At 63.1% G+C, this 25,906-nt stretch carries 33 protein-coding genes and 1 pseudogene; 27 read left to right on the top strand and 7 right to left on the bottom strand.

Annotated features, from left to right (window positions below):
* The first annotated feature begins 50 nt into the window (after positions 1 to 50).
* The 22 genes and pseudogenes from CCOS865_RS22405 to recX all read left to right on the top strand — a co-directional run bounded on the left by CCOS865_RS22405 (position 51) and on the right by recX (position 16,693).
* A complete protein-coding gene (locus CCOS865_RS22405) occupies positions 51 to 797 on the top strand; it encodes a LexA family transcriptional regulator (RefSeq protein ID WP_119144939.1) in 747 nt (248 codons plus the stop codon).
* 573 nt (positions 798 to 1,370) lie between these two features.
* Positions 1,371 to 1,721 carry a phage holin family protein gene (locus tag CCOS865_RS22400; RefSeq protein ID WP_119144937.1) on the top strand — a complete coding sequence of 117 codons (351 nt, stop codon included), beginning with the start codon at positions 1,371 to 1,373 and terminating at the stop codon, positions 1,719 to 1,721.
* Complete coding sequence (locus CCOS865_RS22395; RefSeq protein WP_119144935.1) at positions 1,714 to 2,214, top strand: hypothetical protein; 501 nt, start codon at positions 1,714 to 1,716, stop codon at positions 2,212 to 2,214. The genes CCOS865_RS22400 and CCOS865_RS22395 overlap by 8 nt, the downstream gene beginning before the upstream one ends.
* Positions 2,211 to 2,771 carry a phage baseplate assembly protein V gene (locus tag CCOS865_RS22390; protein WP_119144933.1) on the top strand — a complete coding sequence of 187 codons (561 nt, stop codon included), beginning with the start codon at positions 2,211 to 2,213 and terminating at the stop codon, positions 2,769 to 2,771. Before CCOS865_RS22395 ends, CCOS865_RS22390 begins: the two co-directional genes overlap by 4 nt.
* Positions 2,772 to 2,873: 102 nt before the next feature.
* Positions 2,874 to 3,200 (top strand): GPW/gp25 family protein, encoded by a 327-nt coding sequence (locus tag CCOS865_RS22385; RefSeq protein ID WP_119144931.1) that lies wholly within the window; start codon positions 2,874 to 2,876, stop codon positions 3,198 to 3,200.
* Complete coding sequence (locus CCOS865_RS22380) at positions 3,197 to 4,078, top strand: baseplate assembly protein (RefSeq protein ID WP_119144929.1); 882 nt, start codon at positions 3,197 to 3,199, stop codon at positions 4,076 to 4,078. Before CCOS865_RS22385 ends, CCOS865_RS22380 begins: the two co-directional genes overlap by 4 nt.
* Before the next feature lies 1 nt (position 4,079).
* Entirely contained in the window at positions 4,080 to 4,688 is a 609-nt protein-coding gene (locus CCOS865_RS22375) for a phage tail protein I (RefSeq protein WP_119144927.1), read from the top strand.
* Positions 4,681 to 5,478 (top strand): annotated as a pseudogene (locus tag CCOS865_RS28825) (phage tail protein); the annotation flags it as partial. The gene CCOS865_RS22375 and the pseudogene CCOS865_RS28825, both read left to right, overlap by 8 nt.
* Complete coding sequence (locus CCOS865_RS28820; RefSeq protein ID WP_415842712.1) at positions 5,479 to 6,900, top strand: gp53-like domain-containing protein; 1,422 nt, start codon at positions 5,479 to 5,481, stop codon at positions 6,898 to 6,900.
* Between the two features lie 9 nt (positions 6,901 to 6,909).
* Positions 6,910 to 7,335, top strand: a complete 426-nt coding sequence (locus CCOS865_RS22365) for a tail fiber assembly protein (protein WP_119144925.1) — start codon at positions 6,910 to 6,912, stop codon at positions 7,333 to 7,335.
* 82 nt (positions 7,336 to 7,417) lie between these two features.
* Complete coding sequence (locus tag CCOS865_RS22360) at positions 7,418 to 8,584, top strand: phage tail sheath subtilisin-like domain-containing protein (RefSeq protein ID WP_119144923.1); 1,167 nt, start codon at positions 7,418 to 7,420, stop codon at positions 8,582 to 8,584.
* A 13-nt stretch (positions 8,585 to 8,597) separates the two neighbouring features.
* Positions 8,598 to 9,107, top strand: coding sequence for a phage major tail tube protein (locus CCOS865_RS22355; protein ID WP_119144921.1), 510 nt, complete (start codon positions 8,598 to 8,600; stop codon positions 9,105 to 9,107).
* Between the two features lie 10 nt (positions 9,108 to 9,117).
* On the top strand, positions 9,118 to 9,420 hold the full coding sequence (locus tag CCOS865_RS22350; RefSeq protein ID WP_119144920.1) for a phage tail assembly protein: 303 nt from the start codon (positions 9,118 to 9,120) through the stop codon (positions 9,418 to 9,420).
* 125 nt (positions 9,421 to 9,545) lie between these two features.
* Entirely contained in the window at positions 9,546 to 11,270 is a 1,725-nt protein-coding gene (locus tag CCOS865_RS22345) for a hypothetical protein (RefSeq protein WP_119144918.1), read from the top strand.
* A 9-nt stretch (positions 11,271 to 11,279) separates the two neighbouring features.
* Positions 11,280 to 12,125 carry a phage tail protein gene (locus tag CCOS865_RS22340; RefSeq protein ID WP_119144916.1) on the top strand — a complete coding sequence of 282 codons (846 nt, stop codon included), beginning with the start codon at positions 11,280 to 11,282 and terminating at the stop codon, positions 12,123 to 12,125.
* Positions 12,100 to 12,309, top strand: coding sequence for a tail protein X (locus tag CCOS865_RS22335; RefSeq protein ID WP_119144914.1), 210 nt, complete (start codon positions 12,100 to 12,102; stop codon positions 12,307 to 12,309). The genes CCOS865_RS22340 and CCOS865_RS22335 overlap by 26 nt, the downstream gene beginning before the upstream one ends.
* Before the next feature lie 33 nt (positions 12,310 to 12,342).
* Positions 12,343 to 13,377: a phage late control D family protein gene (locus CCOS865_RS22330; RefSeq protein WP_119144912.1), complete on the top strand. Its 1,035-nt coding sequence runs from the start codon at positions 12,343 to 12,345 to the stop codon at positions 13,375 to 13,377.
* 81 nt (positions 13,378 to 13,458) lie between these two features.
* Positions 13,459 to 14,007, top strand: coding sequence for a glycoside hydrolase family 19 protein (locus CCOS865_RS22325; RefSeq protein ID WP_119144909.1), 549 nt, complete (start codon positions 13,459 to 13,461; stop codon positions 14,005 to 14,007).
* The gene (locus tag CCOS865_RS22320; RefSeq protein WP_415842711.1) at positions 14,004 to 14,501 is read left to right on the top strand and encodes a lysis system i-spanin subunit Rz; all 498 of its coding nucleotides are present in this window, start codon (positions 14,004 to 14,006) and stop codon (positions 14,499 to 14,501) included. The genes CCOS865_RS22325 and CCOS865_RS22320 overlap by 4 nt, the downstream gene beginning before the upstream one ends.
* A gap of 59 nt (positions 14,502 to 14,560) precedes the next feature.
* The gene (locus tag CCOS865_RS22315) at positions 14,561 to 15,043 is read left to right on the top strand and encodes a CinA family protein (protein WP_119144907.1); all 483 of its coding nucleotides are present in this window, start codon (positions 14,561 to 14,563) and stop codon (positions 15,041 to 15,043) included.
* Positions 15,044 to 15,146: 103 nt separating this feature from the next.
* Positions 15,147 to 16,214 carry a recombinase RecA gene (gene recA / locus CCOS865_RS22310; RefSeq protein WP_119144905.1) on the top strand — a complete coding sequence of 356 codons (1,068 nt, stop codon included), beginning with the start codon at positions 15,147 to 15,149 and terminating at the stop codon, positions 16,212 to 16,214.
* 8 nt (positions 16,215 to 16,222) lie between these two features.
* Positions 16,223 to 16,693: a recombination regulator RecX gene (gene recX, locus CCOS865_RS22305; protein WP_119144903.1), complete on the top strand. Its 471-nt coding sequence runs from the start codon at positions 16,223 to 16,225 to the stop codon at positions 16,691 to 16,693.
* Here recX and CCOS865_RS22300 read toward each other — a convergent pair.
* On the bottom strand, positions 16,690 to 17,808 hold the full coding sequence (locus CCOS865_RS22300; RefSeq protein ID WP_119144901.1) for an LOG family protein: 1,119 nt from the start codon (positions 17,806 to 17,808) through the stop codon (positions 16,690 to 16,692). The genes recX and CCOS865_RS22300 overlap by 4 nt on opposite strands.
* A 355-nt stretch (positions 17,809 to 18,163) precedes the next feature.
* On the opposite strand from CCOS865_RS22300, the gene CCOS865_RS22295 reads away from it, so the two are divergent.
* Complete coding sequence (locus CCOS865_RS22295) at positions 18,164 to 18,352, top strand: hypothetical protein (protein WP_119144899.1); 189 nt, start codon at positions 18,164 to 18,166, stop codon at positions 18,350 to 18,352.
* Positions 18,353 to 18,387: 35 nt separating this feature from the next.
* Here CCOS865_RS22295 and CCOS865_RS22290 read toward each other — a convergent pair whose 3' ends face one another.
* A complete protein-coding gene (locus CCOS865_RS22290) occupies positions 18,388 to 18,810 on the bottom strand; it encodes a quorum-sensing-regulated virulence factor family protein (RefSeq protein ID WP_119144897.1) in 423 nt (140 codons plus the stop codon).
* A 195-nt stretch (positions 18,811 to 19,005) separates the two neighbouring features.
* Here CCOS865_RS22290 and CCOS865_RS22285 point away from each other — a divergent pair, with 195 nt between their 5' ends.
* From CCOS865_RS22285 to CCOS865_RS22275, 3 genes are all read left to right on the top strand, one after another.
* Positions 19,006 to 19,716 carry a tRNA-uridine aminocarboxypropyltransferase gene (locus CCOS865_RS22285; RefSeq protein WP_119144895.1) on the top strand — a complete coding sequence of 237 codons (711 nt, stop codon included), beginning with the start codon at positions 19,006 to 19,008 and terminating at the stop codon, positions 19,714 to 19,716.
* Positions 19,717 to 19,973: 257 nt separating this feature from the next.
* Entirely contained in the window at positions 19,974 to 20,624 is a 651-nt protein-coding gene (gene erdR, locus CCOS865_RS22280) for a response regulator transcription factor ErdR (protein ID WP_119144893.1), read from the top strand.
* 73 nt (positions 20,625 to 20,697) lie between these two features.
* Complete coding sequence (locus CCOS865_RS22275) at positions 20,698 to 21,060, top strand: diacylglycerol kinase (RefSeq protein ID WP_119144891.1); 363 nt, start codon at positions 20,698 to 20,700, stop codon at positions 21,058 to 21,060.
* On the opposite strand, the gene CCOS865_RS22270 is transcribed toward CCOS865_RS22275, so the two are convergent.
* Positions 21,057 to 21,983 (bottom strand): LysR family transcriptional regulator, encoded by a 927-nt coding sequence (locus tag CCOS865_RS22270; protein ID WP_119144889.1) that lies wholly within the window; start codon positions 21,981 to 21,983, stop codon positions 21,057 to 21,059. The two genes, CCOS865_RS22275 and CCOS865_RS22270, sit on opposite strands and share 4 nt — an antisense overlap.
* 121 nt (positions 21,984 to 22,104) lie before the next feature.
* Here CCOS865_RS22270 and fpr point away from each other — a divergent pair, with 121 nt between their 5' ends.
* Entirely contained in the window at positions 22,105 to 22,884 is a 780-nt protein-coding gene (gene fpr / locus CCOS865_RS22265; protein WP_119144887.1) for a ferredoxin-NADP reductase, read from the top strand.
* Between the two features lie 77 nt (positions 22,885 to 22,961).
* Here fpr and tsaA read toward each other — a convergent pair whose 3' ends face one another.
* The 4 genes from tsaA to CCOS865_RS22245 all read right to left on the bottom strand — a co-directional run bounded on the left by tsaA (position 22,962) and on the right by CCOS865_RS22245 (position 25,446).
* A complete protein-coding gene (tsaA, locus tag CCOS865_RS22260; protein ID WP_119144885.1) occupies positions 22,962 to 23,657 on the bottom strand; it encodes a tRNA (N6-threonylcarbamoyladenosine(37)-N6)-methyltransferase TrmO in 696 nt (231 codons plus the stop codon).
* A 6-nt stretch (positions 23,658 to 23,663) separates the two neighbouring features.
* Positions 23,664 to 24,125 carry a YehS family protein gene (locus tag CCOS865_RS22255; RefSeq protein ID WP_119144883.1) on the bottom strand — a complete coding sequence of 154 codons (462 nt, stop codon included), beginning with the start codon at positions 24,123 to 24,125 and terminating at the stop codon, positions 23,664 to 23,666.
* A 48-nt stretch (positions 24,126 to 24,173) separates the two neighbouring features.
* Positions 24,174 to 24,884 (bottom strand): rRNA pseudouridine synthase, encoded by a 711-nt coding sequence (locus CCOS865_RS22250; RefSeq protein WP_119144881.1) that lies wholly within the window; start codon positions 24,882 to 24,884, stop codon positions 24,174 to 24,176.
* 91 nt (positions 24,885 to 24,975) lie between these two features.
* A complete protein-coding gene (locus tag CCOS865_RS22245) occupies positions 24,976 to 25,446 on the bottom strand; it encodes a GNAT family N-acetyltransferase (protein WP_119144879.1) in 471 nt (156 codons plus the stop codon).
* Positions 25,447 to 25,906: the final 460 nt, after the last annotated feature.

Genomic DNA, 25,906 nt, shown 5'->3' with positions numbered 1-25,906 from the left:
TGCGCAGCAGGGGGGCGTGTGCATTGCATTTGGTGCCTGTCGCATGCATTATGCGCATTATGCAAAAACGCAACGTAGCCTCCGTACTCAAAACCCTGCTCGACCGCCACGGCCTGTCCCCGACGGAGCTGTACCGGCGCACGGGCGTTCCTCAATCCACGCTGTCACGGATCCTCAGCGAGAAGATCGTCGATCCTTCGGACAAACACGTGTCCAGGATTGCCGAATACTTCGGCGTGAGTACCGACCAGTTGCGTGGCCGTGTCGAGCTCGGCGACTTGCGCGAAACGGCGCAGCCGGCCCATGGCCATGCGCATCTGGGTGACATCAGCTTGTGGGACGACGAAACGCCGATCGAGGACGACGAGGTTTCCGTGCCCTTTCTTCGCGAGGTCGAGTTGGCAGCAGGATCAGGAAGATTCGTCATTGAAGAAAGTGAGCGCGCCTGCCTGCGATTTGGTAAGCGCAGCCTGCGTCATAATGGTGTGCAGTTCGACAATGCCAAATGTGTGACCGTACGCGGTAACAGCATGCTGCCGGTGTTGCGTGATGGGGCCACGGTCGGCGTTAACACCGGCAAGTGCTCGATTGGTGACATCGTTGATGGTGATCTGTATGCGATCAACCACAATGGCCAGTTGCGGGTTAAGCAGGTTTATCGTCTGCCGACTGGCATTCGCCTGCGTAGCTTCAATCGTGACGAGCACCCTGACGAGGACTACAGCTTTCAGCAGTTGCAGGAAGAGCAGATCAGCCTGCTGGGGCATGTGTTCTGGTGGGGGATGTACGCTCGCTGATTTAACCCGTGTTCTAGAAAACCCGCTTCGGCGGGTTTTTTTGTGCGTGCGCCGACTGCCACGGTGGAGATGTCCATCACCCATTACCCCCTGAAACGGATATGCATAAACATCTAGATGCTCTCACCCAGCCCTGAACGGGCTTTTTTTTCGCCCGCAGAAAACGGCTACGGCCAGCGGCGCACGTGGCTTTCATGCATTTAAGCAAAATCCTACGCATAAGAATGCAAATAAATGCATTGACTGCATATGCGTTAGTGCATAGCCTGTGTCTCAAGCCGGTCAGCAACCGGTTGTTACACAGGCAGCGATGAACAGGCCTCAACTGTTCAGAGGGTTGGCAACTGGCCCGGGTGTGCAGCGTAAAGCACCACGAACAGTTATCCGGCGGGCAGGCGGCCGCGGTCGGAGTCACCAATTTGAAGCGTAACCGCAAGGCGTCACCAGTCGTGGCCGGCGGTTGGACAACGCATTACTGAAAAGCCTGGCGAGCCGGGCTTTTTGGAATGCCGAATCAAACGGCAAAGCGACTCGCCGGCATTTGCCGGTGGGCATTACACAGGAGACAGGACAGTGACGAACGAGCAACAAGCGTTGCTGGAAATGCCGCTCTGGTTGGTAATCGTCCTGGCATTGCTGGGCGGCATCTCTGGCGAAATGTGGCGTGCCGACAAGGCCGGGGCGCGGGGCTGGGCGCTGGCCCGCAGGCTGGCGTTGCGCTCTGGGGCATGCATGGTCTGCGGGGTGTCCACGGTGATGCTGCTGTATGCCAGCGGCATGTCGATCTGGAGTGCCAGCGCCTTCGGTTGCCTGACTGCAATGGCCGGTGCTGATGTTGCCATCGGGCTTTATGAACGCTGGGCGGCCAAGCGGCTAGGGCTGCGCGACCAGCCCGAAGAGATCAGGAGGGCCGGCCATGAGTGAGCTGAGCACCTTACAGGCGGCGTTGACCGCAACCATTCGCGAGGCGATACCCGCGTTGGCGTCAGTCGATGCCCATTCAACAGTAGGAAGCGGCACCGCTGCGCTACCGGCATTGCGCCACGGCATTGTCCGCATGACCGCGGATGCTGCCCCGCGCGATGGCCGGTCGGTGCTGATTGCCAGCTTCAAAGCGGATATTAGCGCTGACAACGCTCAAGCCGGAGCGCGCTTGCAGGGCAGTGTGCTGGCCGCTCAACTGATCGACTTGTTGCGCCAGCAGTATTGGGGGCTGGACTTCGTCGAGGCCAGCCGCAACGTGCAGGCCCAGTTCGACGGCAGCGTCTGGAACGTGCACTGGGATCAGCCGGTACTTCTCGGCGCGTTGCGCTGGGACTGGCCGAACGAGCCGCCGGGCAGTCTGTTGCTTGGCTTCAGCCCGGAAACCGGTCCTGGCAACGAGGGCCGCTACACCGCGGCGCAGGATCTGCCATGAGCTACGCCAGTGCAATGCACGACCGCATGCTCGCCAGTCTGGTGATCCCCTGCCGGGTGGTCGCGGTGGATCTCGCCGCTGCGCGAGTACGGGTCTCGGACGGCGGCGGCTGGACCAGCGCCTGGCTGCGCTGGCATGCCCTTGCAGCAGGCAAGGCCCGGCACTGGCGGGCACCTGGCCTGGGCGAGCAGGGGGTACTGGTCAGCCCCAGCGGCGAGCCGGCCCAAGGCACGTTCGTACCTGGCCTGTATGGTAACGCCGGAAGTGCGCCAGACAACCGCGACCATGTCGAAGCCTGGCATTTTGACGACGGCGGGTCACTTACTTACGACTGGCAGGCGCGCAGCTACGACATTCATCTGCCGAGCGGCAGCGCCCGCATCAAGGTGGGCGCCAGCACCCTGCAAGTCAGTGACGGCGCCATAAACGTCGACGCCGTGACGATCACCCTGGGCGGCAACGTCACGATCAAAGGGCCGCTGCGGGTCAGCGGCGATATCAATGGCGGCGGCCGCATCATCGACACGGCCGGCAACACCGCTAATCACAAACACTGAAACAAGCCCGCCGATGCGGGCTTTTTTATGCCAGGAGACCGCTATGGAAACCCTCTCAGGCGCTTCGGCCATCGCTGGCCACCCCGCATGCGTAGATGCGCCATGAACGGCATGGACCGTCGTACCGGTCTGCCGTTGACCGGCATCGCTCACCTTCGTCAATCCGTCGAAGACATTCTCACCACCCCGCTGGGCAGCCGGCGTATGCGCCCGGAGTACGGCAGCCAGTTGCGCCGTTACATCGACCTGCCGGTCAACGAAGGCTGGAAAAGTGCCGTGCAGGCTGAAGTCGCGCGGGCGCTGGGCCGATGGGAGCCGCGCCTGCAACTGGAGCGGGTCAAGGTCGTGGCGGTGCTCGGCGGCCAGGTCAGCCTGGCTCTGAGCGGGCGCTACCTGGGCGACGACTCGCTGCTGGAGGTGAGCGTATGAGCCAGGTCGACCTCTCCAAATTGCCAGCACCACAACTGCTTGAAGACCTGGATTTCGAGACGCAGTATCAGGCTGACCTCGAGACCTTTCGTGCTCATCTGGGCGAAGGCTGGACCGCGCAGCTGGAAAGCGATCCGGTGGTCAAGCTGCTTGAAGTCGGCGCTTACCGCAAACTGCTCAACCGGGCGCGCATCAACGATGCCGCCAAGGCCCTGCTGCTTGCCTACGCCCAAGGCAGCGACCTCGACCAGCTGGCGGCCAATGTCGGCCAGCAGCGCCTGGTGATCCAGTCCGAGGACTTGTCTCAGGTGCCGCCGCTCGAAGTGCTGCTCGAATCCGACGATGCCCTGCGCGAGCGGGTGCAACTGGTCTACGAAGGCCTGACCACTGCCGGCCCGCGCAACAGTTACATCCTCCACGCCCGCAATGCTTCGGGACAGGTCGCTGACGCGACCGCCGAGAGCCCCTCGCCGGCAGTGGTGGATGTCACTGTGCTGAGCCTGAACGGCAACGGGATTGCCAGCCCGCAGTTGCTGGCGGAGGTCGCGGCCTATCTCAACGATGATGACATCCGCCCGGTGGCTGACCGCGTGCAGGTGCGCAGCGCCGAGGTCTTGCCGTACCGGATTGATGCGGTGTTGTACATGGCCGACGACGGCCCCGAGTCGGAGGCGATCCTTGCCGAGTGTCAGCGCCGCCTCCAGGCCTGGATCAACCCGCGCAGGCGCCTGGGCCTCGAGGTCGCCCGTTCGGGGATCGACGCCCAGTTGCATATTGACGGGGTCAGCCGGGTCGAACTCGGCAACTGGACCGACATCCGTCCGAACAAGGCCCAGGCGGCCTGGTGCAGCGGCTTCGAACTGAAGCGCGGAGGCTGACATGCAAAGCCTTTTGCCGCTGAACCGAACACCGCTTGAGCGCGCCATCGAAAAGGCGGCCGACGAAGACCTCAGGATCGACCTGCGCCTACTCTACAGCCCCGATGACTGCCCGCCGCACCTGCTCTACCAACTGGCCTGGGCGTGGTCGGTGGACCGCTGGGAGGACCACTGGAGCGACAGCGTCAAGCGCTCGGTGATTCGCTCGGCATTTTATGTACATGCGCACAAAGGCACCCTTGGCGCGCTGAGGCGGGTGGTCGAGCCGTTCGGCTACCTGATCGATGTGGAGGAGTGGTGGCGGGCCGTTCCAAACGGCGTGCCAGGCACGTTCTCGCTAAATGTCGGTGTCTCGGATTCTGGAATCACCGACGAAACCTATCGCGAACTGGCTGCGCTACTCGATGACGCACGGCCGGTCAGCCGGCACATGGTCGGCCTCGCTATCAGCCTGGAAACCAAGGGCGGTTTCTACGTGGGTGCTTCGATCAGCGATGGCGACGTGCTGGAGGTGTACCCGCCCATGCAGCGCGATATCGAAGTCACCGGCACCATCGGCCGGGGCGGTCGCGAACACACAATTGACACCCTGGACATTGCACATGGTTGATCAGAACTCACAGTTTTACGCCATTCTCACGAATGTGGGCGCGGCGAAGCAGGCCAATGCGGACGCTCTGGGCACCGCCTGGAAAATCACCCAGATGGGCCTCGGCGATGCTAACGGCACCGACCCGACACCGAACGCCAACCAGCCCTCCCTGCTCAACGAGTGGCGCCGCGCGCCGTTGAACCAACTCAAGGTCGACAACAATAACCCCTCGATCATCGTGGCGGAGCAGGTTATTCCCGCCGAGGTGGGGGGGCGCTGGATCCGCGAGATTGGCTTGTACGATGAAGCCGGCGATCTGGTCGCGGTTGCCAACTGCGCGCCGACCTACAAGCCACTGCTGAGTCAGGGGTCGGGCCGTACCCAGGTGGTGCGCATGAGCCTGGTAGTCAGCAATGCCAGCAACGTACAGCTCAAGATTGATCCAAGCGTGGTGCTGGCCACCCGTGAGTTCGTGACTGAGGAACTGGCCCGGCAGGAATTCAAGCATTCGGTGCTGGCGGCTACCACGGCCGCTATCACCCTGAGCGGTCTGCAGACGGTTGACGGGGTGGCCCTGACTGCCGGTGCGCGGGTGCTGGTGAAGAACCAGGAAACCGCCAAGGATAACGGGCTCTACATGGTCGCCGCCGGGGGCGCCTGGTCGCGCTGCCTCGATGCCGACACCAGCGCCAAGATGACCCCGGGCATGCTGGTTCCGGTCGAGCGCGGCACCGCCAACGCGGATAGCGCTTGGCAGTTGGTGACCGATGCCACGATCAGCCTGGGCGTCACCGCTCTGTCGTTCGAAATGGCTTTTGGTCGCACGGGCGTGGCCGCTGGCACTTACCGCAGCGTCACGGTCGACAAGTACGGGCGGGTTGTGTCGGCTACCAATCCGACTACGGTGGCCGGCTATGGCTTGACCGATGTTTACACCAAGACCCAGTCAGACAGCGCTCTGGCGGCCAAGGCGCCATTGGCTAGCCCAAAATTTACCGGGCTGCCGGAGGCGCCTACGGCACCGCTTGGGACTAATAACACTCAGCTTTCGAACTGTGCGCACTTGCGCCTCACGCTCAACCAGTACGGGCTGGGATCGGCGAACGGCGGTGTGCTGCCGGCGACACTTGAAGAGGTGGCTAGCCTTCCCTCGGGTAACTATTACTACCCGTCTACTATCACGCCTTATCCTAGTCTGATGTTTGTCCAGCGCATGGTCTACGCGACAAACAGAGGCTTCGAGATCGGCAACATCCCTTACCAGAAACGCATTTTCGGTCGCGCTAGCAACAACGATGGCACTTGGATGGCGCCCTTCGAGCTGGCGAACCTGGACAGCCCGACATTTGTCGGTACGCCTACCGCGCCGACCGCCGCGAAGGGTAATAACAGCACGTTGCTGGCCACTACTGCGTTTGTGCAGGCGACCCTGGCGGCACTTGTAGATTCTTCGCCAGCCGCCCTGAACACCCTCAGGAAGTTGGCTACGGCCTTGGGCGATGATCCGAACTTCGCCACCACCATGACCAATGCTCTCGCTGCCAAGGCGAACAAGGGCATTACATTGGCGGAGTACGGTATTACTGATGCCTTGGTGGCCAAGGCCAACTATGCCAGCCGCCAGCAGCCCACGCTTGCCGCACCTACGGCGGGGCTGACCGCTGCTGATACCGCGCTGGTGATCCGCGAAGCGAAAGAGGTCGGCGCGGCGCAGAGCAACGACGAGCACGCGCCCGGAATCGGTTTCTTTTGGGCGGCTCGAAGGTCGGGGCGCCTGATCATGGATGCTGCCGGCCTTCTCAAGTGGAACGGGGTCCCGCTGCTGGGCGGGGCGGTCGCCAGTCAGGCGGAGGTAGATGCGGGCGGTTCAGACGTGAATCTGGTTACACCGACGAAGCTGCGCTTTGGCTTCACCTTCATCAAGGCCGGAGGTGGCGATAGCAACGCCATCAAGTTCCCGTCGTGGCTCGGCGGACTGATGATCCAGTGGGGGGTTCATCTGGCGAACACAATTGATACTGAGGCCACCGTTACCTTCCCGCTGGCGTTCAACATCGTGCCTGGACTGGCGAGCACCTTTACCCACGACGGCGTCATGACGCAGTCGGGGGTGGTATCTCAAGGGCGCAGCCTTACCGCGAACGGCTTCCTGTCTCGGCGAGAAGACATCTCGGTCGGCACGTCATTTAGCGGGACGGCCTACATCCGTTGGATTGCTATTGGTTATTGAGGTGAAACTATGAATATCTGGGCAAAGTGGGACGAATCAGTCCAGCGTTTTGCGTTTGGCCTGTCGGACAACGGTGGCTTGGAGATTACCCGCGAGCGCCACTTGGCTCTGCTAGCTGGCGAGTCGTCGGGGCAGGTGATTGTCGTGGGCGATGACGGCCGTCCAGAACTGCAGGAGCAGCCCGGCCCGACAGATGAGGCGTTGCGCAAGGCTGAGCGAGCATGGCGTACTGTTGAGCTGAGCCGCCACGAGTGGGTTGTCACCCGTCACCGCGATGAGCAGGACATGGGGGGAGTAACGTCGCTGACGGCTGAGCAATATGCCGAGCTGCTCAACCATCGGCAAGCGCTTCGAGACTGGCCCGCTGTCGACGCATTCCCTGTCATCGCTGAGCGCCCTTCGCCGCCTGAATGGCTTGTCGACCTTACCCAATAACGCCCCGTACTGACGGGGCGTTTTCTTATCCGCTGTATCACCTGGCCTCGCATTGCGGGGCCTTCTCATTTCTGGAGTTAACATGGCTGGATTCTTTCACGGCGTCACCGTCACCAACGTCGACACCGGCGCACGTAGCATCGCCTTGCCGTCGTCGTCGATCATCGGCCTAGTCGACACCTTCAGCGAAGGCACTGGCGTTACCGCCAAGCCCAACGACCTGGTGCTGATCACCAACGAACGCGAAGCGGTGGCGGCGTTTGGCCGGGACGCGGCCATTACCAAGGCCTGCCGCGCCATCTACACCCGTGCCAAGGCGGTCATCGTCGCTTGCGGCGTGGCCAAGTTCGAGGACGCCGCCGAGCAGACCGCCGCGATCATCGGCACTGTCCAGGCCGACGGCAAGCGTACCGGCCTGCAAGCGCTGCTCGACGGCAAGAGCCGGTTCAACGCCCAGCCGCGCCTGCTCGCCGCACCCAAACACAGCGCCACCGCTGCCGTCGGCACTGGCCTGGTGGCGCTGGCCGACAAGCTGCGTGGTATCGCCATCCTCGATGGCCCCGACACCACCGACGAAGCTGCAATCGCCTATGCCGGTAACTTCGGCGCCAAGCGCGCATTCCTGGTCGATCCAGGCGTGCGCTACTGGGACAACGACGCCAACGCTACCGTCGATACGCCAGGCTCGGCCTGGGTTGCCGGGCTGTTCGCCTGGACCGACAGCGAGTACGGCTTCTGGGCTTCGCCATCGAACAAGGAGTTCGTTGGTATCACCGGCACAACCCGCCCGGTGGAGTTCCTCGATGGCGATGACAGCTGCCGTGCCAACCTGCTGAACAACGCCAACATCGCCACCATCATCCGCGATGACGGCTTCCGCCTGTGGGGCAACCGCACCCTGTCGAACGACCCGAAATGGGCGTTCGTCACCCGCGTGCGAACCCTGGACATCGTCATGGACGCAATTCTGTACGGCCACAAATGGGCAGTCGACCGCGCCATTACCGCCACCTACGTCAAGGACGTTACCGAAGGCCTGCAAGCGTTCATGCGAGACCTGAAGAACCAGGGCGCGATCATCAATTTCGAGGTCTTCGCCGACCCGCAGTTGAACACCGCCAGCCAGCTTGAGCAGGGCAAGGTGTACTGGAACATCCGTTTCACCGATGTGCCGCCTGCCGAAAACCCCAACTTCCGCGTTGAAGTCACCAATCAGTGGCTCACCGAAGTCCTCGATACCGTCGCTTAAGGAGCGCATCTACATGGCAATGATTCCCGAAACCCTGGCCAACCTTAACCTGTTCGTCGATGGCGTTAGTTTCCAGGGTGATGTACCCAGCCTGACCCTGCCCAAACTGACCCTGAAGGTTGAAGAATACCGCCCCGGCGGCATGGACATGCCGGTCGAGATGGACCAGGGCATGGAAAAACAGGAAGCGGCCTTCACCACCAGCGGTGTGCGCCGCGAGGCCTTGAAGTTCTTCGGCCTGGCCGATGGCAGTGGCTTCAACGGCACGTTCCGCGGCGCCTTCAAGGGCCTCAAGGGCAAGATCAATCCGGTAGTCGTCACCCTGCGCGGCGCGCTCAAGGAAATAGACATGGGCGACTGGAAGTCCGGCGACAAGGCCGAGATCAAGCACAGCGTCGCTATCACCTACTACAAGCTCGAAGTCGATGGCCGGCTGGTCTACGAGATCGACGCACTGGGCATGAAAAGGGTGATCGACGGTGTCGATCAATTGGGCGCCCAGCGCGCCGCCCTCGGCCTTTAAGGAGAGCACCATGGCTCAAGCGAAAAAGACGCCGCAATGGCTGACCCTGAGCGCAGAACGCGTCACCGTCCGCCTGTCCCGCCCCAGTGAAGCCAATGGCGTGCAGGTCGACAGCCTGGCGCTACGCGCGCCGACCGTGCGCGATATCCGTAATGCCCAAGCCGGAGGTGCTGGCGATGACGAACAGCGTGAACTGAACCTGTTCGCCTCGCTCGCCGATGTCGGCGTCAAGGACCTCGAAGGCCTCGCCCTGAAAGATTACAGCCGCTTGCAGAGTGGCTATTTTCGCCTGGTGCAGGATGACGAGCTTTGACCCGGTCCGGCACAAGGGGGCGGCCAAACGGCTGGCCAAGGAGCTGAACTTTTCCGCGAGCGAAATCATGACCATGTCGTATGCCGACATGGTCTGGTGGCTCTCGCCGTGACCAGGAGAAACGTATGGCGAACACACACGTACTCACCCTTGGGCTCGGCTTCACCTTCAACCCGCCACTGGGCAGCACATTCGAGCTACTTCGGTTGCGTATCCAGCAGTTGCGCAAGCAGGGGGAGGGCGCTGTGCCAGGGCGGATCATTGGAGAGTTGATCCGCCTGGGGTTGGAGCAGGCCACGCTGCGCCAGTTCGACAGGGCCATGGCGCTGGATCGGGTGCAACAGTATGACGACCAGCTAGCCAGGTTGCGCCGGGAGCATGATGAGGTCGAGCGGCTGTGTCAGCAGTACCTGCGCCTTGACCGTATTATCGCCGGCCTGACTGCTCTCTCTCCACAGGCTTTGACGGGGGCCTGGCACGCTCCTCTGCCGATGTCCAGCGCCGCGAGTCCCGCGTTGCCCCCGTCGTCGGCATCGGTCGACGCACCCCGCACGCCACGAAGTAACGCTGCAAGGATTCAGATCGCAGGGGCGCTGGTGGCAGGCGGTATAGTCGCTGCCAGTGCGGGCTACAAGGTTTCTCAGAGCGTGCCGGTCGAGCGCAGGCGGCGCGCGGCTGAGTCTGTGAAGGACACGTGGAAAGCAGGTGCCGTCAATGCCGGGGTCAAGTCGCTTGAGGCGCTGCTGTCTGACGATCCTGCTCAGGACAAGGCCGAAAGTGTCGGGGGCGCTGCAGGTGAGCTTGGCGGCAGTTTGCTTGGTGCTGCGCTTGGCGCGAGGTTGTCGAAGAACAAGCACGTTCAAGAGTACCTCGTCCGGGCCGGTGGGATCACAGGTGAGAAGCTGGGCAAGAAATTGACCGGAGGACTGTTTGACTTCTTGATGTATGAGGAGAAGGCCAAGCCGATAGATGTCAGTAACGGTCAAGCCCAGAAATCCGCCACGCCAGTCGAGCAGGGCGAAGACATAGACCTTGGTGCGCAACAAGAGGAAGGGGTAGCACCTGCCCAGCAAGCTGTTGCGTCTTCAGTGGCTACCTTGGGCGCGTCGGCAACGGTTGCCAGGGGCGTCCCAGTATCCAGACAAGAGCGTCTACCGCAAGGCGCGCTCGATGCTCCCCGCTTCACCTCCATGCCAAGCCCAACAATGATTTTAGCCCCCGACAGCCATCGTCTCGGCATTTCCAGAGGTCTTCTCAAACGTGTGCCGGGGCTGTCTCTGCTCGATACCTCGCTTCAGCTTGCCGACACCTACAGCAGCGCCGCCGCACCCCAGCAGAAGCTTGCAGGCTATGGCACTGCTGTCGGTGGCTTCGCTGGCGGTCTGGCTGGCGCGGCTGCCGGGGCGGCGATGGGTTCGGTGGTCCCGGTCATCGGCACGGCAATCGGCGGGCTGATCGGTGGTGTGCTCGGCAGCATGGGCGGGGAAAACCTCGGTGGCTGGCTGGCCAAGGTCTGGGCTGCTGAAACAAAACCGGATCAGCCTGGCAACGCGCCCGACAAGCCCAAGGACCGGGCATCGCTTGGCGAAGCTGCGCGGTCCCTAGTGCAACCTGCCGAACAGCCGGCACTGGCAACCGCCGCCACAGCGTCGGTGCCTGTCGCTGCGCCTGCTGCACCGATCAACCAGCAGTTCACTTTCACCGCCAACATGCCCGTCACCGTCAATAACAGCCTCGACGACCCAGTCACGCTGCAACGGTTGGAGGCTATCGCGCGCCGCCAACTCGAGGAGCTGATGCGTCAGGCGCGTTCGGTGCAGTTGCTCGAAACACCCCATATCGCGCTTTGAGGAGGCCCAATGACCTACCTGGAACACCTGCAATCCGCGTTGCATGCCTTGGTCGCGGCGACCGAGGCCGGGCGTCGGCGGGCTGATGCCATGCTCGAGCCGATGAACCAGGCCATCAGCCATGTACAGGGCGTCGCTGCCGAACTAGAGGGCCTGCCGCTGGTCGGCCCGGTGATCGCTGCGCGCGTTCAGCGCACCCTGCGGGCGATCAGTTCGGCCCAGGCCAGGGTCGGCCAGGCCATCACTGGATACGACCAAGCACTCAGTGTGGTACGCCAGGTGCGTGAGCGTATCGATGCCTTCGCCGGGCACGTGGCCAAGGTCGGTGCTGCCATTCGCAGGGCAGCCGGTGAGGTGCGTGCAACGGCCGAAGGCGTACTCGCAACCTTGGGTTTCGCACCGCAAACCACCCCGGCCGCGCAGGCAGTGACGCCGTTTGCTCATCTGTTGGTGTTGCAACCGCTCAAGACGGGTGCTGCGCCGTACTACTTCAACCTCGACACTGCCGCCTTCGATCAGTTGCGCCGGCAGACCCGCTTTCGCTGGGCCGCCCAGGAGCGCTTGCGCCGCGACACCGCGCAACAGGCCGTCAGCCTTGGCGAAGAGAGCATCAGTATTCGTGGTGTGATCTTTCCCGGCTTCAAAGGCGGCTTGGGCCAGTTGCAGGCCCTGCGCGGCATCGGTCGTCAACTGCTGCCTCTGTCGCTGACCACCGGTTACGGCGAGGTCCTCGGTACTTGGTGCCTGACCAGCATCGAGGAAGAGCAGAGCAGTCTGCTGGCCGGCGGTATTCCCCGCAAACAAGGCTTCTCACTGGAGTTCGTCAGCTATGGCCAAGACCTGCAAGACGTCTGAGGGCGACCTGCTGGACACCCTCTGTTATCACTATTACGGCCATCTCAACGGCACGCTCGAAGCCGTCCTGGCCGCAAATCAGGGCTTGGCGGAGCAGCCGCAGCCGTTCCCTGGCGGCGTGCTGATCGCCTTGCCCCAGCTATCAGTCGCGCCAGTCAGCGCGACCCTGCAACTGTGGGACTGAATCCCGTAAGCCTCTGATTCCGGAGCCTCACCCATGCAACCCAAATTCCGTATCGTCGCCGACGGCAATGACATCACCGCGCTGATTAACGACCGACTGTTGCTGCTACGTACCACCGACAAACCTGGCATGGAGTCAGATGATTTTGAACTGCGTATAGATGCCCGCGACGGTGCACTGGCCCTACCGTCGCGAGGCGCCTCGCTGGACGTTCACCTGGGCTACGCCGGCCACCCACTCAGCCGTATGGGGCGCTTCACGGTCGATGAGGTGGAGCTGTCTGGCCCACCCGACACCTTGGTAATTCGAGGTAAGGCCAGCAATCTGTGTGGCAGCGGCAAGACCACCCGCAGCGGTAGTTGGGAGGCGCTGGCGCTGCAACGCATCGTCGCCGAGGTCGCCGCGCGCAACGGCTGGCAGGCAGTGTGCCCGGTGACTCGCGTGGTCGAACGCATCGACCAGTACAGCGAGTCCGATTTCAACTTCATCACCCGCCTGGCGCGCCTTCACGACTGCACCGCCAAACTCGCCAACAGCCAGTTGCTGGTGCTGCCGCGCCAAGGTGGTCACAGCGCAAGCGGCGCGCCGCTTGGGGTGGTCAGCATTGCCCGCAGCGCTGTCAGTCAATGGCACTTTCGCCTCGACGACAAACAGGCCCATAAGGCCGTGCGCACCCGTCACCAGGACGCTGCCAGTGGCGCCCTGCGTGTGGTCGAACTGGCCAACGGCGAGCTGCCAGCGGGCGACCAGCCGGTGTACACCGACCGTCACCTCTACCCCAACCGTGCCGCCGCCGAACAGGCGGCCAAGGCGCGCCTGGCCAGCTTCAATCGCGGTACCGCCAGCGTGCGCCTCGACTTACCCGGGCGCAGCGATCTGTTTGCCGAACGCAGTATCGAGGTCATCGGCTTCATTGCCGGCCTCGACGGACCGTACTTGATCGAATCGGTCGAGCAGGTGTTCACCAACTCTGGCTGGCGCACCACCGTGCAGTGCAATGGCGGCAAGCAGGGCAAGGCCAAAGCCAAGGGCTCTGCACCCGGCAAACGGGTATCACTCAAAGCCTAAGCCTGTCTTGGCTCGTGCTGCCACTTTCTCCAGCCCAGGCTTTGCCTGGGTCTTTTGTTTTTCAGGCCAAGGAGGTCTTGCATGCTCACCGAGCGCCAACTCTCCCAGATTTATCCGCTCGCTGGCTCACGGGCCGGCGCCTTTCTGTCTCCGCTCAAGGCGGCCATGGCCGGTTGGGCAATCGATCGCCCCAAGCGTATCGCCGTCTTTCTCGCCCAGGTCGGCCACGAGTCTGGGCAATTGCGCTACATCAAGGAACTGGGCAGTGATCGCTACCTGTCGCGCTACGATACTGGCAGCCTGGCCCTGCGCCTGGGCAACAGCATGGAGGCCGACGGCGATGGCCAACTGTATTGCGGCCGGGGCCTGATCCAGATCACCGGGCGCAACAACTATCAAGCGTGCAGCCGCGCGCTGTTCGGCGACGAGCGCCTGCTGGCGCAACCGCAGATGCTCGAACAGCCGCGCTGGGCCTGCGAGTCGGCGGCGTGGTTCTGGCATTCGCGCGGGCTCAACGCACTGGCCGATCGTGATGAGTTCAATCGCATCACCCGCCTTATCAACGGCGGCCTCAACGGCCTGGATGATCGCCTCAAACTGTGGTCTCGGGCGCGTGAGGTGCTCTGTTGAGCCGCACCTGGGCAGCGCTCTGGCTGCTGTCGATGCTGCTGTGCGCCGTGTTGGTCGGGCAGCTCCAGGCCTGGCGCTACGGACGGCAGCTCGCCGAGCAAGCCGAGGGCCAGGCGCAGCTGATGCGCCAGCAGGCCGAGCAGGCAGCGCTGCAGCTGCTTGCCGAGCGCAACCGGCGTGAACAGTTGGAGCAGCGGCTTCAAGCCAGTGAAACGCACTTTTTCCAGGAGCTCACCGATGCCCAACAGTCTCAGGCTCGCTTGCGTGATCGCCTCGCTACTGCCGATCTGCGCCTGTCGGTCCTGGTCGACCGCGACCCCGCCTGCTCCCCAGTGCCTGCCGCCTCCGGCGCCAGCGGCATGGATCATGGCACCGTACGCGCCCGACTTGAGCCGGCGCATGCTCGACGAATTATCGCCATCACCGACGACGGCGACCGTGGACTGATCGCTCTGCGCGCCTGTCAGGACTATCTGCGCGCCGTCACGCGCTGAGCTCTTGCCTGCGTCGTTGAGGGTGATACGGTAGTGCGCACCCGAGCAAGGAGCCCGCCATGGACCCTATCACCGTTCTCTCTGCCCGCCTGGGCGAACACCTGCGGCGCTTCAATGCGCAGGTCAGCACCGCCGAATCCTGCACCGGCGGCGGCATCGCCGAGGCGATCACGCGTATTGCCGGCAGCTCGGCCTGGTTCGAGGCCGGCTACGTGACCTATTCCAATCGTCAGAAGACCCGCCAGCTGGGTGTGCCAGAGGCGCTCTTCGGGCAGGTCGGGGCGGTCAGCCAGGACGTGGTCGAGGCCATGGTCCGCGGCGCCCAGGCGGCCAGCGGGGCGCGCTTTGCGGTGGCGGTCAGTGGCGTCGCCGGGCCGGACGGCGGCTCGCCGGCCAAGCCGGTCGGCACCGTGTGGCTGGCCTGGGCCGACGGCAGCTACGTGTGCAGCGAGCGCCGACACTTCAACGGCGACCGTGAAGCGGTGCGCCGACAAACGGTGATCGCCGCGTTAGACGGCTTGTTACAGCTTGGCGCCGAGTAAATCACCAACGGGGGTTTGCTCAGGCGCTTCGCTGTGGAATAATACTGGCTACTTATACAGTTATTCAGGCCATTCAGGGCCAGTCGAACACGTGAGGATTTCAATGGACGACAACAAGAAGCGCGCCTTGGCTGCGGCCCTGGGTCAGATCGAACGCCAATTCGGCAAAGGCGCGGTCATGCGCATGGGTGACCACGAGCGTACCGGCATCCCGGCCATCTCCACCGGCTCGCTGGGCCTGGACATCGCCCTGGGCATTGGCGGTCTGCCAAAAGGCCGTATCGTCGAGATCTACGGTCCGGAATCGTCGGGTAAGACCACGCTGACCCTGTCGGTCATCGCCGAAGCCCAGAAAAGCGGCGCCACCTGCGCCTTCGTCGACGCCGAGCACGCCCTCGACCCTGAGTACGCCGGCAAGCTGGGCGTCAACGTCGACGAGCTGCTGGTCTCGCAGCCGGACACCGGTGAGCAGGCGCTGGAAATCACCGACATGCTGGTGCGCTCCAACGCGGTCGACGTGATCATCGTCGACTCCGTGGCCGCCCTGGTACCCAAGGCCGAGATCGAAGGCGAAATGGGTGACATGCACGTCGGTCTGCAGGCCCGTCTGATGTCGCAGGCGCTGCGCAAGATCACCGGTAACATCAAGAACGCCAACTGCCTGGTCATCTTCATCAACCAGATCCGGATGAAGATCGGCGTGATGTTCGGCAGCCCGGAAACCACCACCGGTGGTAACGCGCTGAAGTTCTACGCCTCGGTTCGCCTGGACATCCGCCGTACCGGCGCGGTCAAGGAAGGCGACGAAGTGGTCGGCAGCGAAACCCGCGTCAAGGTCGTCAAGAACAAGGTCTCGCCACCGTTCCGCCAGGCCGAGTTCCAGATCCTTTACGGCAAGGGCATCTACCGCAACGGCGAGATCATCGACCTGGGCGTGTCGCAAGGCCTGCTGGAGAAATCCGGTGCCTGGTACAGCTACCAGGGCAACAAGATCGGTCAGGGCAAGGCCAACGCCGCCAAGTACCTGCAAGAGAACCAGGCCATTGGTGCCGAGCTCGAGAGGCTGATCCGCGAAAAACTGCTGAACGTCGGCGCTGCCGCCGCCGCGGGTAAAGCCGCCGCTGCTGATGCCCCTGCGGATGACCTGGCTAACGCCGAAGCCGGTTATTGATTGATCGCATGTCCGCCGTACTCGACACCCCCGTCGCCGTCAGGCGGACAGCCATGGACCTGCTCGCACGCCGCGAGCATGGTCGCGTGGAGCTGACGCGCAAGTTGCGTCAGCGCGGTGCAACGGATGAACTGATCGAGCCCGCGCTCGATCGGCTCGCCGAAGAAGGGCTCCTCAGTGAAGCCCGCTACCTCGAAAGTTTCATTTCCTACCGTTCCAACGCCGGCTATGGCCCCGCACGTATTCGTGAGGAGCTCGGTCAGCGTGGCCTGGACCGTGGTGATGTCGAACAGGCGCTGCGCGAAAGCGGGGTGAACTGGGCGGCCCGGTTACAGGATGTCTGGCAGCGCAAGTTTGCCGGGCAGCGGCCAATCGACCCGCGCACTCGCGCACAGCAGACACGCTTTCTGGCCTACCGTGGGTTTTCCATGGAGATGATCGGCCGCCTGTTGAGCGGCCGAGACCTGGATGACTACTAACTGACCTTGAGGGCTTCCCGGGCCCGCTGGGTGGTGTGCATCGGCTGAGGTTTGGCCCAGTTTTCCGGCAGGTTGATGAAGTCCACCAACTCACGCAGGCGCCCCTGGTCTCGACCATTGAAGGCGAAGGTGAGGCGCGTCAGGTGGTTGTAGTTGCCCACTTCATGTTCGACACCGGTGTCTGCCTGCTGGTGGTATTTGCCGCTCAGGCGCAGGTCGGCAAACCCCTCCTGAATGTCGTACAGCGCTGCATCGCTGAGCGGATGATGCATGCGGATGACGAACTGATTCTTCAGCCAGCGGCTGGAGTGGTAGTTGCTGTAGAACTGGTTGATCTCCTCCACGGCCTCGTCGGCACTGTGCACCAGGCGCACCAGCTTGAGGTCGGTGGGCAGGATGTAGCGGTTTTCCTCGAGTTGTCGGCTGATGAAGTCGAGGCAGTCGCGCCAGAAGCTGCCGCCCGGCGAGTCGAGCAGCACCACGGGCACCAGTGGGCTCTTGCCGGTCTGGATCAGGGTCAGCACTTCCAGCGCCTCATCCAGCGTGCCGAAGCCGCCCGGGCACAGCACCAGGCCGTCGGCCTCCTTGACGAAGAACAGCTTGCGGATAAAGAAGAAATGGAACGGCAGCAGTTTGTCGGTGCCATCCACCGTGGGGTTGGCGTGCTGTTCGAAGGGCAGGGTGATGTTGAAACCAAGGCTGTGATCGGCGCCCGCGCCTTCGTGAGCGGCGGCCATGATGCCCCCGCCAGCGCCTGTGATGACCATCAGGTCGGAGCGTGCCAGGGTCGCGCCCAGTTCTCGGGCGAGGGCATACATGGGGTGCTCGATGGGGGTTCGGGCAGAGCCGAACACGGTGACCTTGCGCCGGCCCCGGTAGCGTTCGAGCATACGGAACGCATGGTCCAGCTCGCGCAGCGCCTGCAGGGTGATCTTGGCGTTCCAGCGGTTGCCGTCGTCGTGGGCCATGCGCAGGACGGTCAGCATCATGTCGCGGTACAACGGCAGGTTGACGCTGTTGGGCGCGACCTGTTGCAGCTGTTCGTCGATCTTGCTCAGGTCGATTCCGCTGTCCCTGAAATGCTTGAACAAAAGCTCATTGGGTTGATAAGGCATTCAACGTCTCCTTCTGCAGCAAAACCTCTGACCGGGCCGATGGCGATGCCTGGCCACGACACTGCGTGTGTCGCTGGCTGCTGTGGCTCGAGTGTGCATCCCGAGCGTTGCAGTAGGCCTTCAAGGCCATGGTGCAGGGGTGATAAGTCCATCTCGTTGTTGTTGTCTGTGCCGATAGTGCAACGCCGCGTGGCCGGCCAGGTGTGCCGGAAATGCGCAGGTGTTGGTTATCAATCTAGACCCTGACGCCTGATCCTGCCGCATGCAGGGGCCAAGGCCGCTGGTCGGACGGCACACCACGGCTGCGCGGCTTTGGTTAACTGGGGGCAGAGGGCTCGATGCGGGAGGTGGCCACATGCATCGTTTGGTCATCGAGGTGGACCAGCACCTGTACAAGCTGCTGGAGAGCGCGGCCCGGGCCCATCACCTGAGCCTCGAGGCGGAGTGCCGGCGCAGGCTCGGCAGCGGCGAGGTGCACTCGCGTTACCTGCAGGCGCTGCTGGCGGAGTTGCACGCCGAGGAAGAGCAGCGGCGTGCCAAGTAGCACGCCGCGAGGGTTGAACGCTCAGTGCGTGAGGATCACTTCTTCTTCTTGCTGCCCGCCGTGCAGCTGGCGGCATCGAAGGCCTGGTCCATGACCGGCTGGTTGCTCTTGTAGACGGTAAAGCGATAGACCAGCACGGCACCTTTGGAGAGCAGGTTGCGGTAGCCGTTGTTGCGGCAGACGCTGTCGCCCAGCTGGCTGCGTACCTGTGCCGGGTTGGACTGCATGCGCTCGGCATGCTCCTGACGCACGCTCAGGTGGTTGACCAGCGCTTTGCCTTCAACGGTGTAACCCTGGTCGAGGATGTCTTCGTTGATCGCTCGCGGGGTGCCGACGCTGCTTTCCTTGGCGACCTTCTGCAGCATCTGGCTCAGCTCGTAGTCCTGCTTCGAGGCCGCCTGGGCCGCCAGTGGCAGGGTGAGCAACAGGCTCAGGGTCGGGACGATAAGACGCAGCATGAATCTCTCCTGGTTCGATGACTGGCGGTTTGACCTGCGCCGTCGGTTGGCGTTCCGTGAGCGCCCAATCCTCGATTATAAAGCGCGCAACGGTCACCCTGCACGGCAAATGACGACCGCTCTGGTAGACTGTCGGCCTGTTTTTCGTCGAGTTGTCGCAGTGTCCATTCCAGCCCCTTACAGCGGTTCGCCATCATGAGCCATGCGGTAGCGCGCCTGCGCGCCGAGCGCCTGGCGCGCAGCGTCAAACCGTTCATTGCGCGTGGCTCGCGGGCCGTGCGCTGCGCCCAGTGCCGGGTGATCGCCAGCCATTGCCTGTGTGCATTGAAACCCACGGTCGCGGCCGAGGCGGGCGTCTGCCTGTTGATGCACGACACCGAGCCGTTGAAGCCGACCAACACCGGCTGGCTGATCGCCGACCTGGTGGAGGATACCTCGGCGTTCGGCTGGCAGCGCACAGCGGTCGACCCCAACCTGCTGGCGTTGCTCGAGCAGCCCGAGTGGCAGCCGTACATCGTCTTCCCTGGCGAGTTCGTCGCCGAGGAGCGGGTGGTCAACCAGGTCAGCCTGGCGCCCGGCAAGCGGCCGCTGTTCATCCTGCTGGATGCGACGTGGACCGAAGCGCGCAAGATGTTTCGCAAGAGCCCGTACCTGGATCGCTTCCCGGTGCTGAGCCTCGAGGCCGAGCAGATGTCCCGCTACCGCCTGCGTCGCTCCAAGCGTGACGACCACTTCTGCACCGCCGAAGTGGCCGCCATGTGCCTGGACCTGGCGGGCGATCAACGCGCCTCGCAGGCCCTGGATGCCTACCTGGACGTGTTCAGCCTGCACTACCTGAGCGCCAAGCGGCACCTGCCACTGGACTTGCAGGATGACGCCCACCAGCGTTTGGCTACCTTCCTATAGTCCAAGGGGCAGGCACGGCGGATTGCGTCATAATGAGCGGGCTGGCAGCCAGGGTGGGCGAGTACGGCGGGGCTTTGGCTTGACCACCCGCACCGTGCTCTGCATTCTTGGCGCCGATTCGGGCACGACGAAGCTGCTGCTACCCCGGACTTCGCCGTGCCATACCGGCCGCGGCCCTGCCGTTCGCGGCTTGTGTTGCCTGCCAGGCGCCTCATTTACCCCTCGCGCGCCTGGCTCAGAACAGGATCAACAGATCGATGGCCACTTACGAAATCCTGATTGCCGATGACCACCCGCTGTTCCGCAGCGCCCTGCGCCAAGCCGTTACCCTCGGCCTTGGCCCGGATGTGCGCCTGGTTGAAGTGGCGAGCATCGCCGAGCTGGAAACCCGCCTGACGGAAAAGTCCGACTGGGACCTGGTCCTGCTGGACCTGAACATGCCAGGCGCCTACGGCTTCTCCGGGTTGGTCCTGCTGCGCGGTCAGTACCCGCAGATTCCGGTGGTGATGGTCTCGGCCCAGGAAGAGGCGGCCGTGGTGGTCAAGTCCCGCGAGTTCGGTGCCAGTGGCTTCATTCCCAAGTCGAGCACCCTCGAAGAGATCCAGGACGCGGTGCACAAAGTCCTCGATGGCGAGGTCTGGTGGCCGCCGCAGGCATTCGAAAAAGTCGATGTCTCGGCCGAAGCCAAGGCCGCCAGCGAAGGCTTGGCCAGCCTCACGCCGCAACAGTTCCGGGTGTTGACGATGGTCTGCGAAGGTTTGCTGAACAAGCAGATCGCCTATGAGCTGAGTGTCTCCGAGGCCACTATCAAGGCCCACGTGACCGCGATCTTCCGTAAGCTCGGGGTGCGCACGCGGACCCAGGCGGCACTGCTTCTGCAACAACTTGAATCAGTTGCCAGCAGCTAAAGCCCGGCAGCTTCACGCTTTTTTGATCCCTACTCGTCTAGCCTCCTGGGCTTTCATCGGTAAAGTCACGCACATGTCGCCATTCAAGGGCCAGACCGGCCTCAAACGTATCTTCAATGCCGCCGGCTACTCGCTGGACGGCCTGCGCGCCGCCTTCAAGGGCGAGGCCGCCTTCCGCCAGCTGGTGCTGCTCAATGTGGTGCTGGTGCCCACCGCGTTCTGGCTGCCGGTCAGCCGTGCCGAGCGGGCGATCATGATTGCCGTGTGCATGCTCGGGCTGATCGTCGAGCTGTTCAACTCGGCGGTCGAGGCGGCCATCGACCGCATCTCGCTGGAGCGCCACCCGCTGTCGAAAAACGCCAAGGACATGGGCAGCGCAGCTCAGTTCGTGTCGCTGGTGATGGTCGCGCTGGTCTGGGGCGTGATCCTGCTCTAGGCGATCGGCGGCAACACGATCTCGTCACTGCGGCTCACGCCGGCGGTGAAGTTGCGGCACAACTCGAGAAACTCGCGCATGGCGGAGGTCTGGTACTTCTGCTTGTGCCAGATGAAGTAGAACTGCCGGGACAGGTCCAGGTCGGGGGTTTCCACCGGCACCAGGCTGCCACGGCGGAAGGCGTCACGCAGGGCCAGGCGGGAAATGCAGCCGATGCCCAGGCCGGACTCGACGGCACGCTTGATCGCCTCGGTGTGTTCCAGCTCGAGGCGGATATTCAGGTTGGCGCGCTGATGGCGCATTTCCTGGTCGAAGGTCAGCCGCGTGCCGGAGCCCTGCTCGCGCATGATCCAGGCTTCCTGGGTCAGCGTCTCGATGTCGGCTCGGCCGATCTTCGCCAGCGGGTGCTGCGGTGCGCAGAACACCACCAGTTCATCCTCGACCCAAGGTTGCACTTCGAGGTCCGGGTGGTTGCAGTCGCCTTCGATCAGACCCAGGTCAATTTCGTAGTGGGCGACCTGCTGCACAATGTGCGCGGTGTTCTGCACGTGCAGTTTGACCTGGCTTTCCGGGTGCACCTGCATGAAGCTGCCGATCAACAACGTGGCCAGGTAGTTGCCAATGGTCAGGGTGGCCCCGACCGACAGCGAGCCGAAGCCGGACTTGCCGTTGAGCAGGTCTTCGATTTCCTTGGCCTGGTCGAGCAGCGCCACTGCCTGGGGCAGCAACTGATGGCCCAGGGCATTGAGGCTCAGTCGTTTGCCGGCGCGGTCGAACAGTTGGCAGCTGGACTGGCGCTCCAGTTCGGTGATCGAAGTGCTCGCCGCCGATTGCGACAACGCCAGCACCCCCGCAGCTTTGGACACGCTTTGGTGCTGGGCCACGGCGACAAACACCTGAAGCTGACGTAGAGTGAATCGCATATCTATATAACCGATAAGACATATCTTGATAATCAATTTAACAGATATCGTCGCTACCCCTAAACTATCGCGCAACTGTGCGCTTGGTCCGCGCTGCGTCTTTCTTCAGGAGCCACCTTAGATGAGCAACATGAACCACGAACGTGTCCTCAGTGTTCACCACTGGAATGACACCCTGTTCAGCTTCAAGTGCACCCGTGATCCGGGCCTGCGCTTCGAGAACGGTCAGTTCGTGATGATCGGCCTGCAGCAGGAGACCGGTCGTCCGCTCATGCGCGCCTACTCCATCGCTTCGCCGAACTGGGAAGAGCACCTGGAATTCTTCAGCATCAAGGTGCCGGATGGCCCGCTGACCTCCCAGCTGCAGCACCTGAAGGAAGGCGACGAGATCATCATCAGCAAGAAGCCTACCGGTACCCTGGTCCTCGACGACCTGAACCCGGGCAAGCACCTCTACCTGCTGAGCACCGGCACTGGCCTGGCGCCGTTCATGAGCGTCATCCAGGACCCGGAAACCTACGAGCGCTTCGAAAAAGTGATCCTGGTCCACGGTGTACGCTACGTCAACGAAGTGGCCTACAAGGAGTTCATCACCGAGCACCTGCCACAGAACGAGTTCTTCGGTGAGGCGGTACGCGACAAGCTGATCTACTACCCGACCGTGACCCGCGAGCCGTTCGAGAACCAAGGCCGCCTGACCGACCTGATGCGCAGCGGCAAGCTGTTCAGCGACATCGGCCTGCCACCGATCAACCCGCAGGACGACCGTGCGATGATCTGCGGCAGCCCGAGCATGCTCGACGAGACCAGCGAAGTGCTCGACAGCTTCGGCCTGAAGGTGTCGGCGCGTATGCGTGAGCCGGGTGATTACCTGATCGAGCGCGCTTTCGTCGAGAAGTAAGGCGAACGCCCCATAAAAAAACGCAGGCCTTGGCCTGCGTTTTTTTATGCCTGGAGGTGCGCCACGCGGGCGCTGGATCAGCTGTCGAGGGTCACTTCGAGCACCTGAATCCGCTCCAGCTGCGGGTAATGCCAGCGCACCTGCACGTCCCAGAACTTCACCCCATACACCCGCTCCACCGGCGGCACCTGGTAGGCCGGCCGCGGATCCTGGGCGAGGCACTGCTCGATCAGTTCCACCAGCGGTTCACCCAGGCGCAGTGCATGCGCCCCGGCTTGCAGCAGGGCGCTGTCCTCCCAGCCCACGGCAATCGCCACAGGGGCCTCGCTGGCCATCAGGTTGCAGGCGTCAGCGACCCGGTCGGCATACGGCACATAGGGTTTGATATCCAGCACCGGCGTGCCGTCGAGCAGGTCGATCCCCGACAGCAGCAGGCGCCCCGGCTCGACACCCTCGAGGCGCACCACCGACTGGCCAATGCCATTGGGCCGATGCGTCGCGCGGGTGGCGAACACGCCCATGCTCTTGTTGCCGCCCAGGCGTGGCGGGCGCACCTTGAGGCGTGGCTTGTCTTCCAGCGCCTGATGGAACAGGAACAGCAGCCACACGTGGCTGACGTGCTCCAGGCCGGCCACGGCATCGCCGTGGTCGAACGGCGGCAGCAGCTCCAGCACGCCACGCGCCGCAGGGGCGAGTTGCTGCTGGCGCGGGATGGCGAACTTTTCCTTGAAGCAGGAGCGGACGATGCCGACAGGCGAGACCGTGTGCTGCATGCTCACTCAGCCGTGCACGCGCTGGGTCAGGCCCTTGAGGAAGTTGCGCAGCAGCTGGTCGCCGCAAGGGCGGTAGTTGTCGTGGCCGGCCTTGCGGAACAGGGCGCTGAGCTCCGGCTTGGTCACCGGGAAGTCGACCGACTTGAGGATGCCGTGCATGTCGTCTTCCTTGAGCTCGAAGGCCACGCGCAGTTTTTTCAGGACGGCGTTGTTGGTCACGGGCACTTCGATCGGCTGCGGCGGACGGCTCTCGTCGCGGCCACGGCGGTGGATGACCAGGCCGTCGAGGAAGTGCGCCATGACTTCATCCGGGCAACGCACATAGCCGGGTTCTTCTTCTTTCTTCATGTGGGTGGCGACTGCTTCGGCGGACACCGCAAGGCCCGACAGCCCGATGATCTTGACGATCTCGGCATCATTGACCTTGAGCATGTAGCGCATGCTGCGCAGGACGTCATTGTGGTTCATTGCTGCAAATCCTGTTCAAAGCCGCGCCGAATGGCGCGGGGGTATCGCTTAGAAACGTTCGGTAGCGGCCACGTAGCGCCATTGGCCCAGCGGCGTCTTGCCCATCGACACGCCGCCGACACGGATGCGGCGCATGCTGACGATCTCCAGGCGCAGGCTGGCGCAGAGTTCGCTGATCTGCCCGGGCAGTGGGTTCTTCAGGGCCAGGCGCAGGTGGGTTTCGTTCTGCCAGCTGGCCTTGGCCTTGGGCAGCTCACGGTCATTGCGGGTGACACCACGGGCCAGGCGCTCAAGGGCCTGTGGGGTGGTCTCGCCACGCACTTCGATGATGTATTCCTGCTCCAGCTTGCGCATGTCACGTTCGATCTTGCCGCTCACGCGCCAGTCCTGGGTGAACAGCTGCAGGCCGCTGGCACCACGCTCCAGCGGCGCCACGCAGGACAACCGGATGAAGTGACCGTGCAGCGGGCGAACGCCCTCGCGGTGCAGCTCGCTGAGGTTGTCCATGCCGATGCTGGCGCGGGCCGTCTCGGCGTCGATGCCGGCGGGCTGGTTGAGCAGCAGGGTGACCGGCTCCAGCGCTTCGGCGCTGGCCCCGGGGAGCAGGGCGACTTTTTGCCCTTCGACCTTGAACTGGGGCTGTTCGACGACCACGCCGTCTACCGTCACCCAGCCGCCTTCGATGTACTGCTCGGCCTCGCGGCGGGAGCAGCCGAGTTGCTCGATGAGGCGTTTGGACAGGCGTACGGGTTCAGACATGGAGACAATTCGCTAAAGGCAGGGGAAGACCTGACATTGTACCTGCCCGAACGGGGTTGGGGCTGGGAATCTGTACCCTTTGCCCGGTTTCCTAGCCGCAGTGGCTCAGCGTAGGGGCTTTCAGGCGCAGGTGCAGCAGTGGGTAGGGCTGGCCGAGGCCATCGGTCGGCGAACGCCCGGTTATCTCGAAACCTTCGTGCAGGTAAAAACCCACTGCCTGCGGGTTCTGCTCGTTGACGTCCAGGCAGTGGGCGTTGAGCTCATCGATGGCGTAGTGCAGCAGGCGCTTGCCAACCCCTTTGCCGCGGTGCTCGGGGCCGACGAAGAGCATGTCGACCCGGCCACTGGCGACCCCGGCAAAGCCGAGGATGCGCTGGCGGCTGTCCTTGCAGCAGATCAGCATCACCGCGTCGAGGTACTTGCCCAGGACGTTGTCGCGTAGCAGCACGATGTAGGCGTCGGGGAGAAAGTCGTGGGTAGCGCGCACCGAGGCTTCCCAGACCTGAACCAGTTTCGGGTAGTCGCTCAGGTGTGGGGTTTGCAGCGTTAATGCCGATTGCATCCCGGTGATCCTCCGTGGTCATTGAGGAAAACATAGATGCTAAAAAAGGGTTCTTCACGGATTCTTGGGATAGATGCCGGTGGTGGCGCGTTTCGATTATCGAGTTTATCCGTTCGCTGTGGTGCGGCCACTGGCCCCTTCCGCCCTTACGGCGGGTCACTTTTTTTCTTGGAAAAAAGTAACCAAAAACCGCTTGCTCCTACATACGGCCCTTCGCTGCGCTACGGGTTCCCTCACTCCGGTCTTGCTCCCGCGAGGACCGGGCTGTACGGGCCTTCCTGGCCCGCAGCCCTTGCCGGCCTTCCTGGCCGTCACCTCGCTTCGCAAGACCTCCGTTCGGCCTCCTGAAGTCGCAGTAGATCAAGATCACAAGCCAGATCAAGATCAACGGCCAGATCAAGGGCCAGGGCAACGCCTGGCGAATCTCGTCGCTCTCGCGGGGTTATCAGGGCGGTACAGA

Source organism: Pseudomonas reidholzensis, assembly GCF_900536025.1.
In the GTDB taxonomy this organism is placed as follows: Bacteria; Pseudomonadota; Gammaproteobacteria; order Pseudomonadales; family Pseudomonadaceae; genus Aquipseudomonas; species Aquipseudomonas reidholzensis.
Note: the sequence above shows the minus strand (reverse complement) of the source record. Positions and strands in the feature narration are given on the sequence as shown.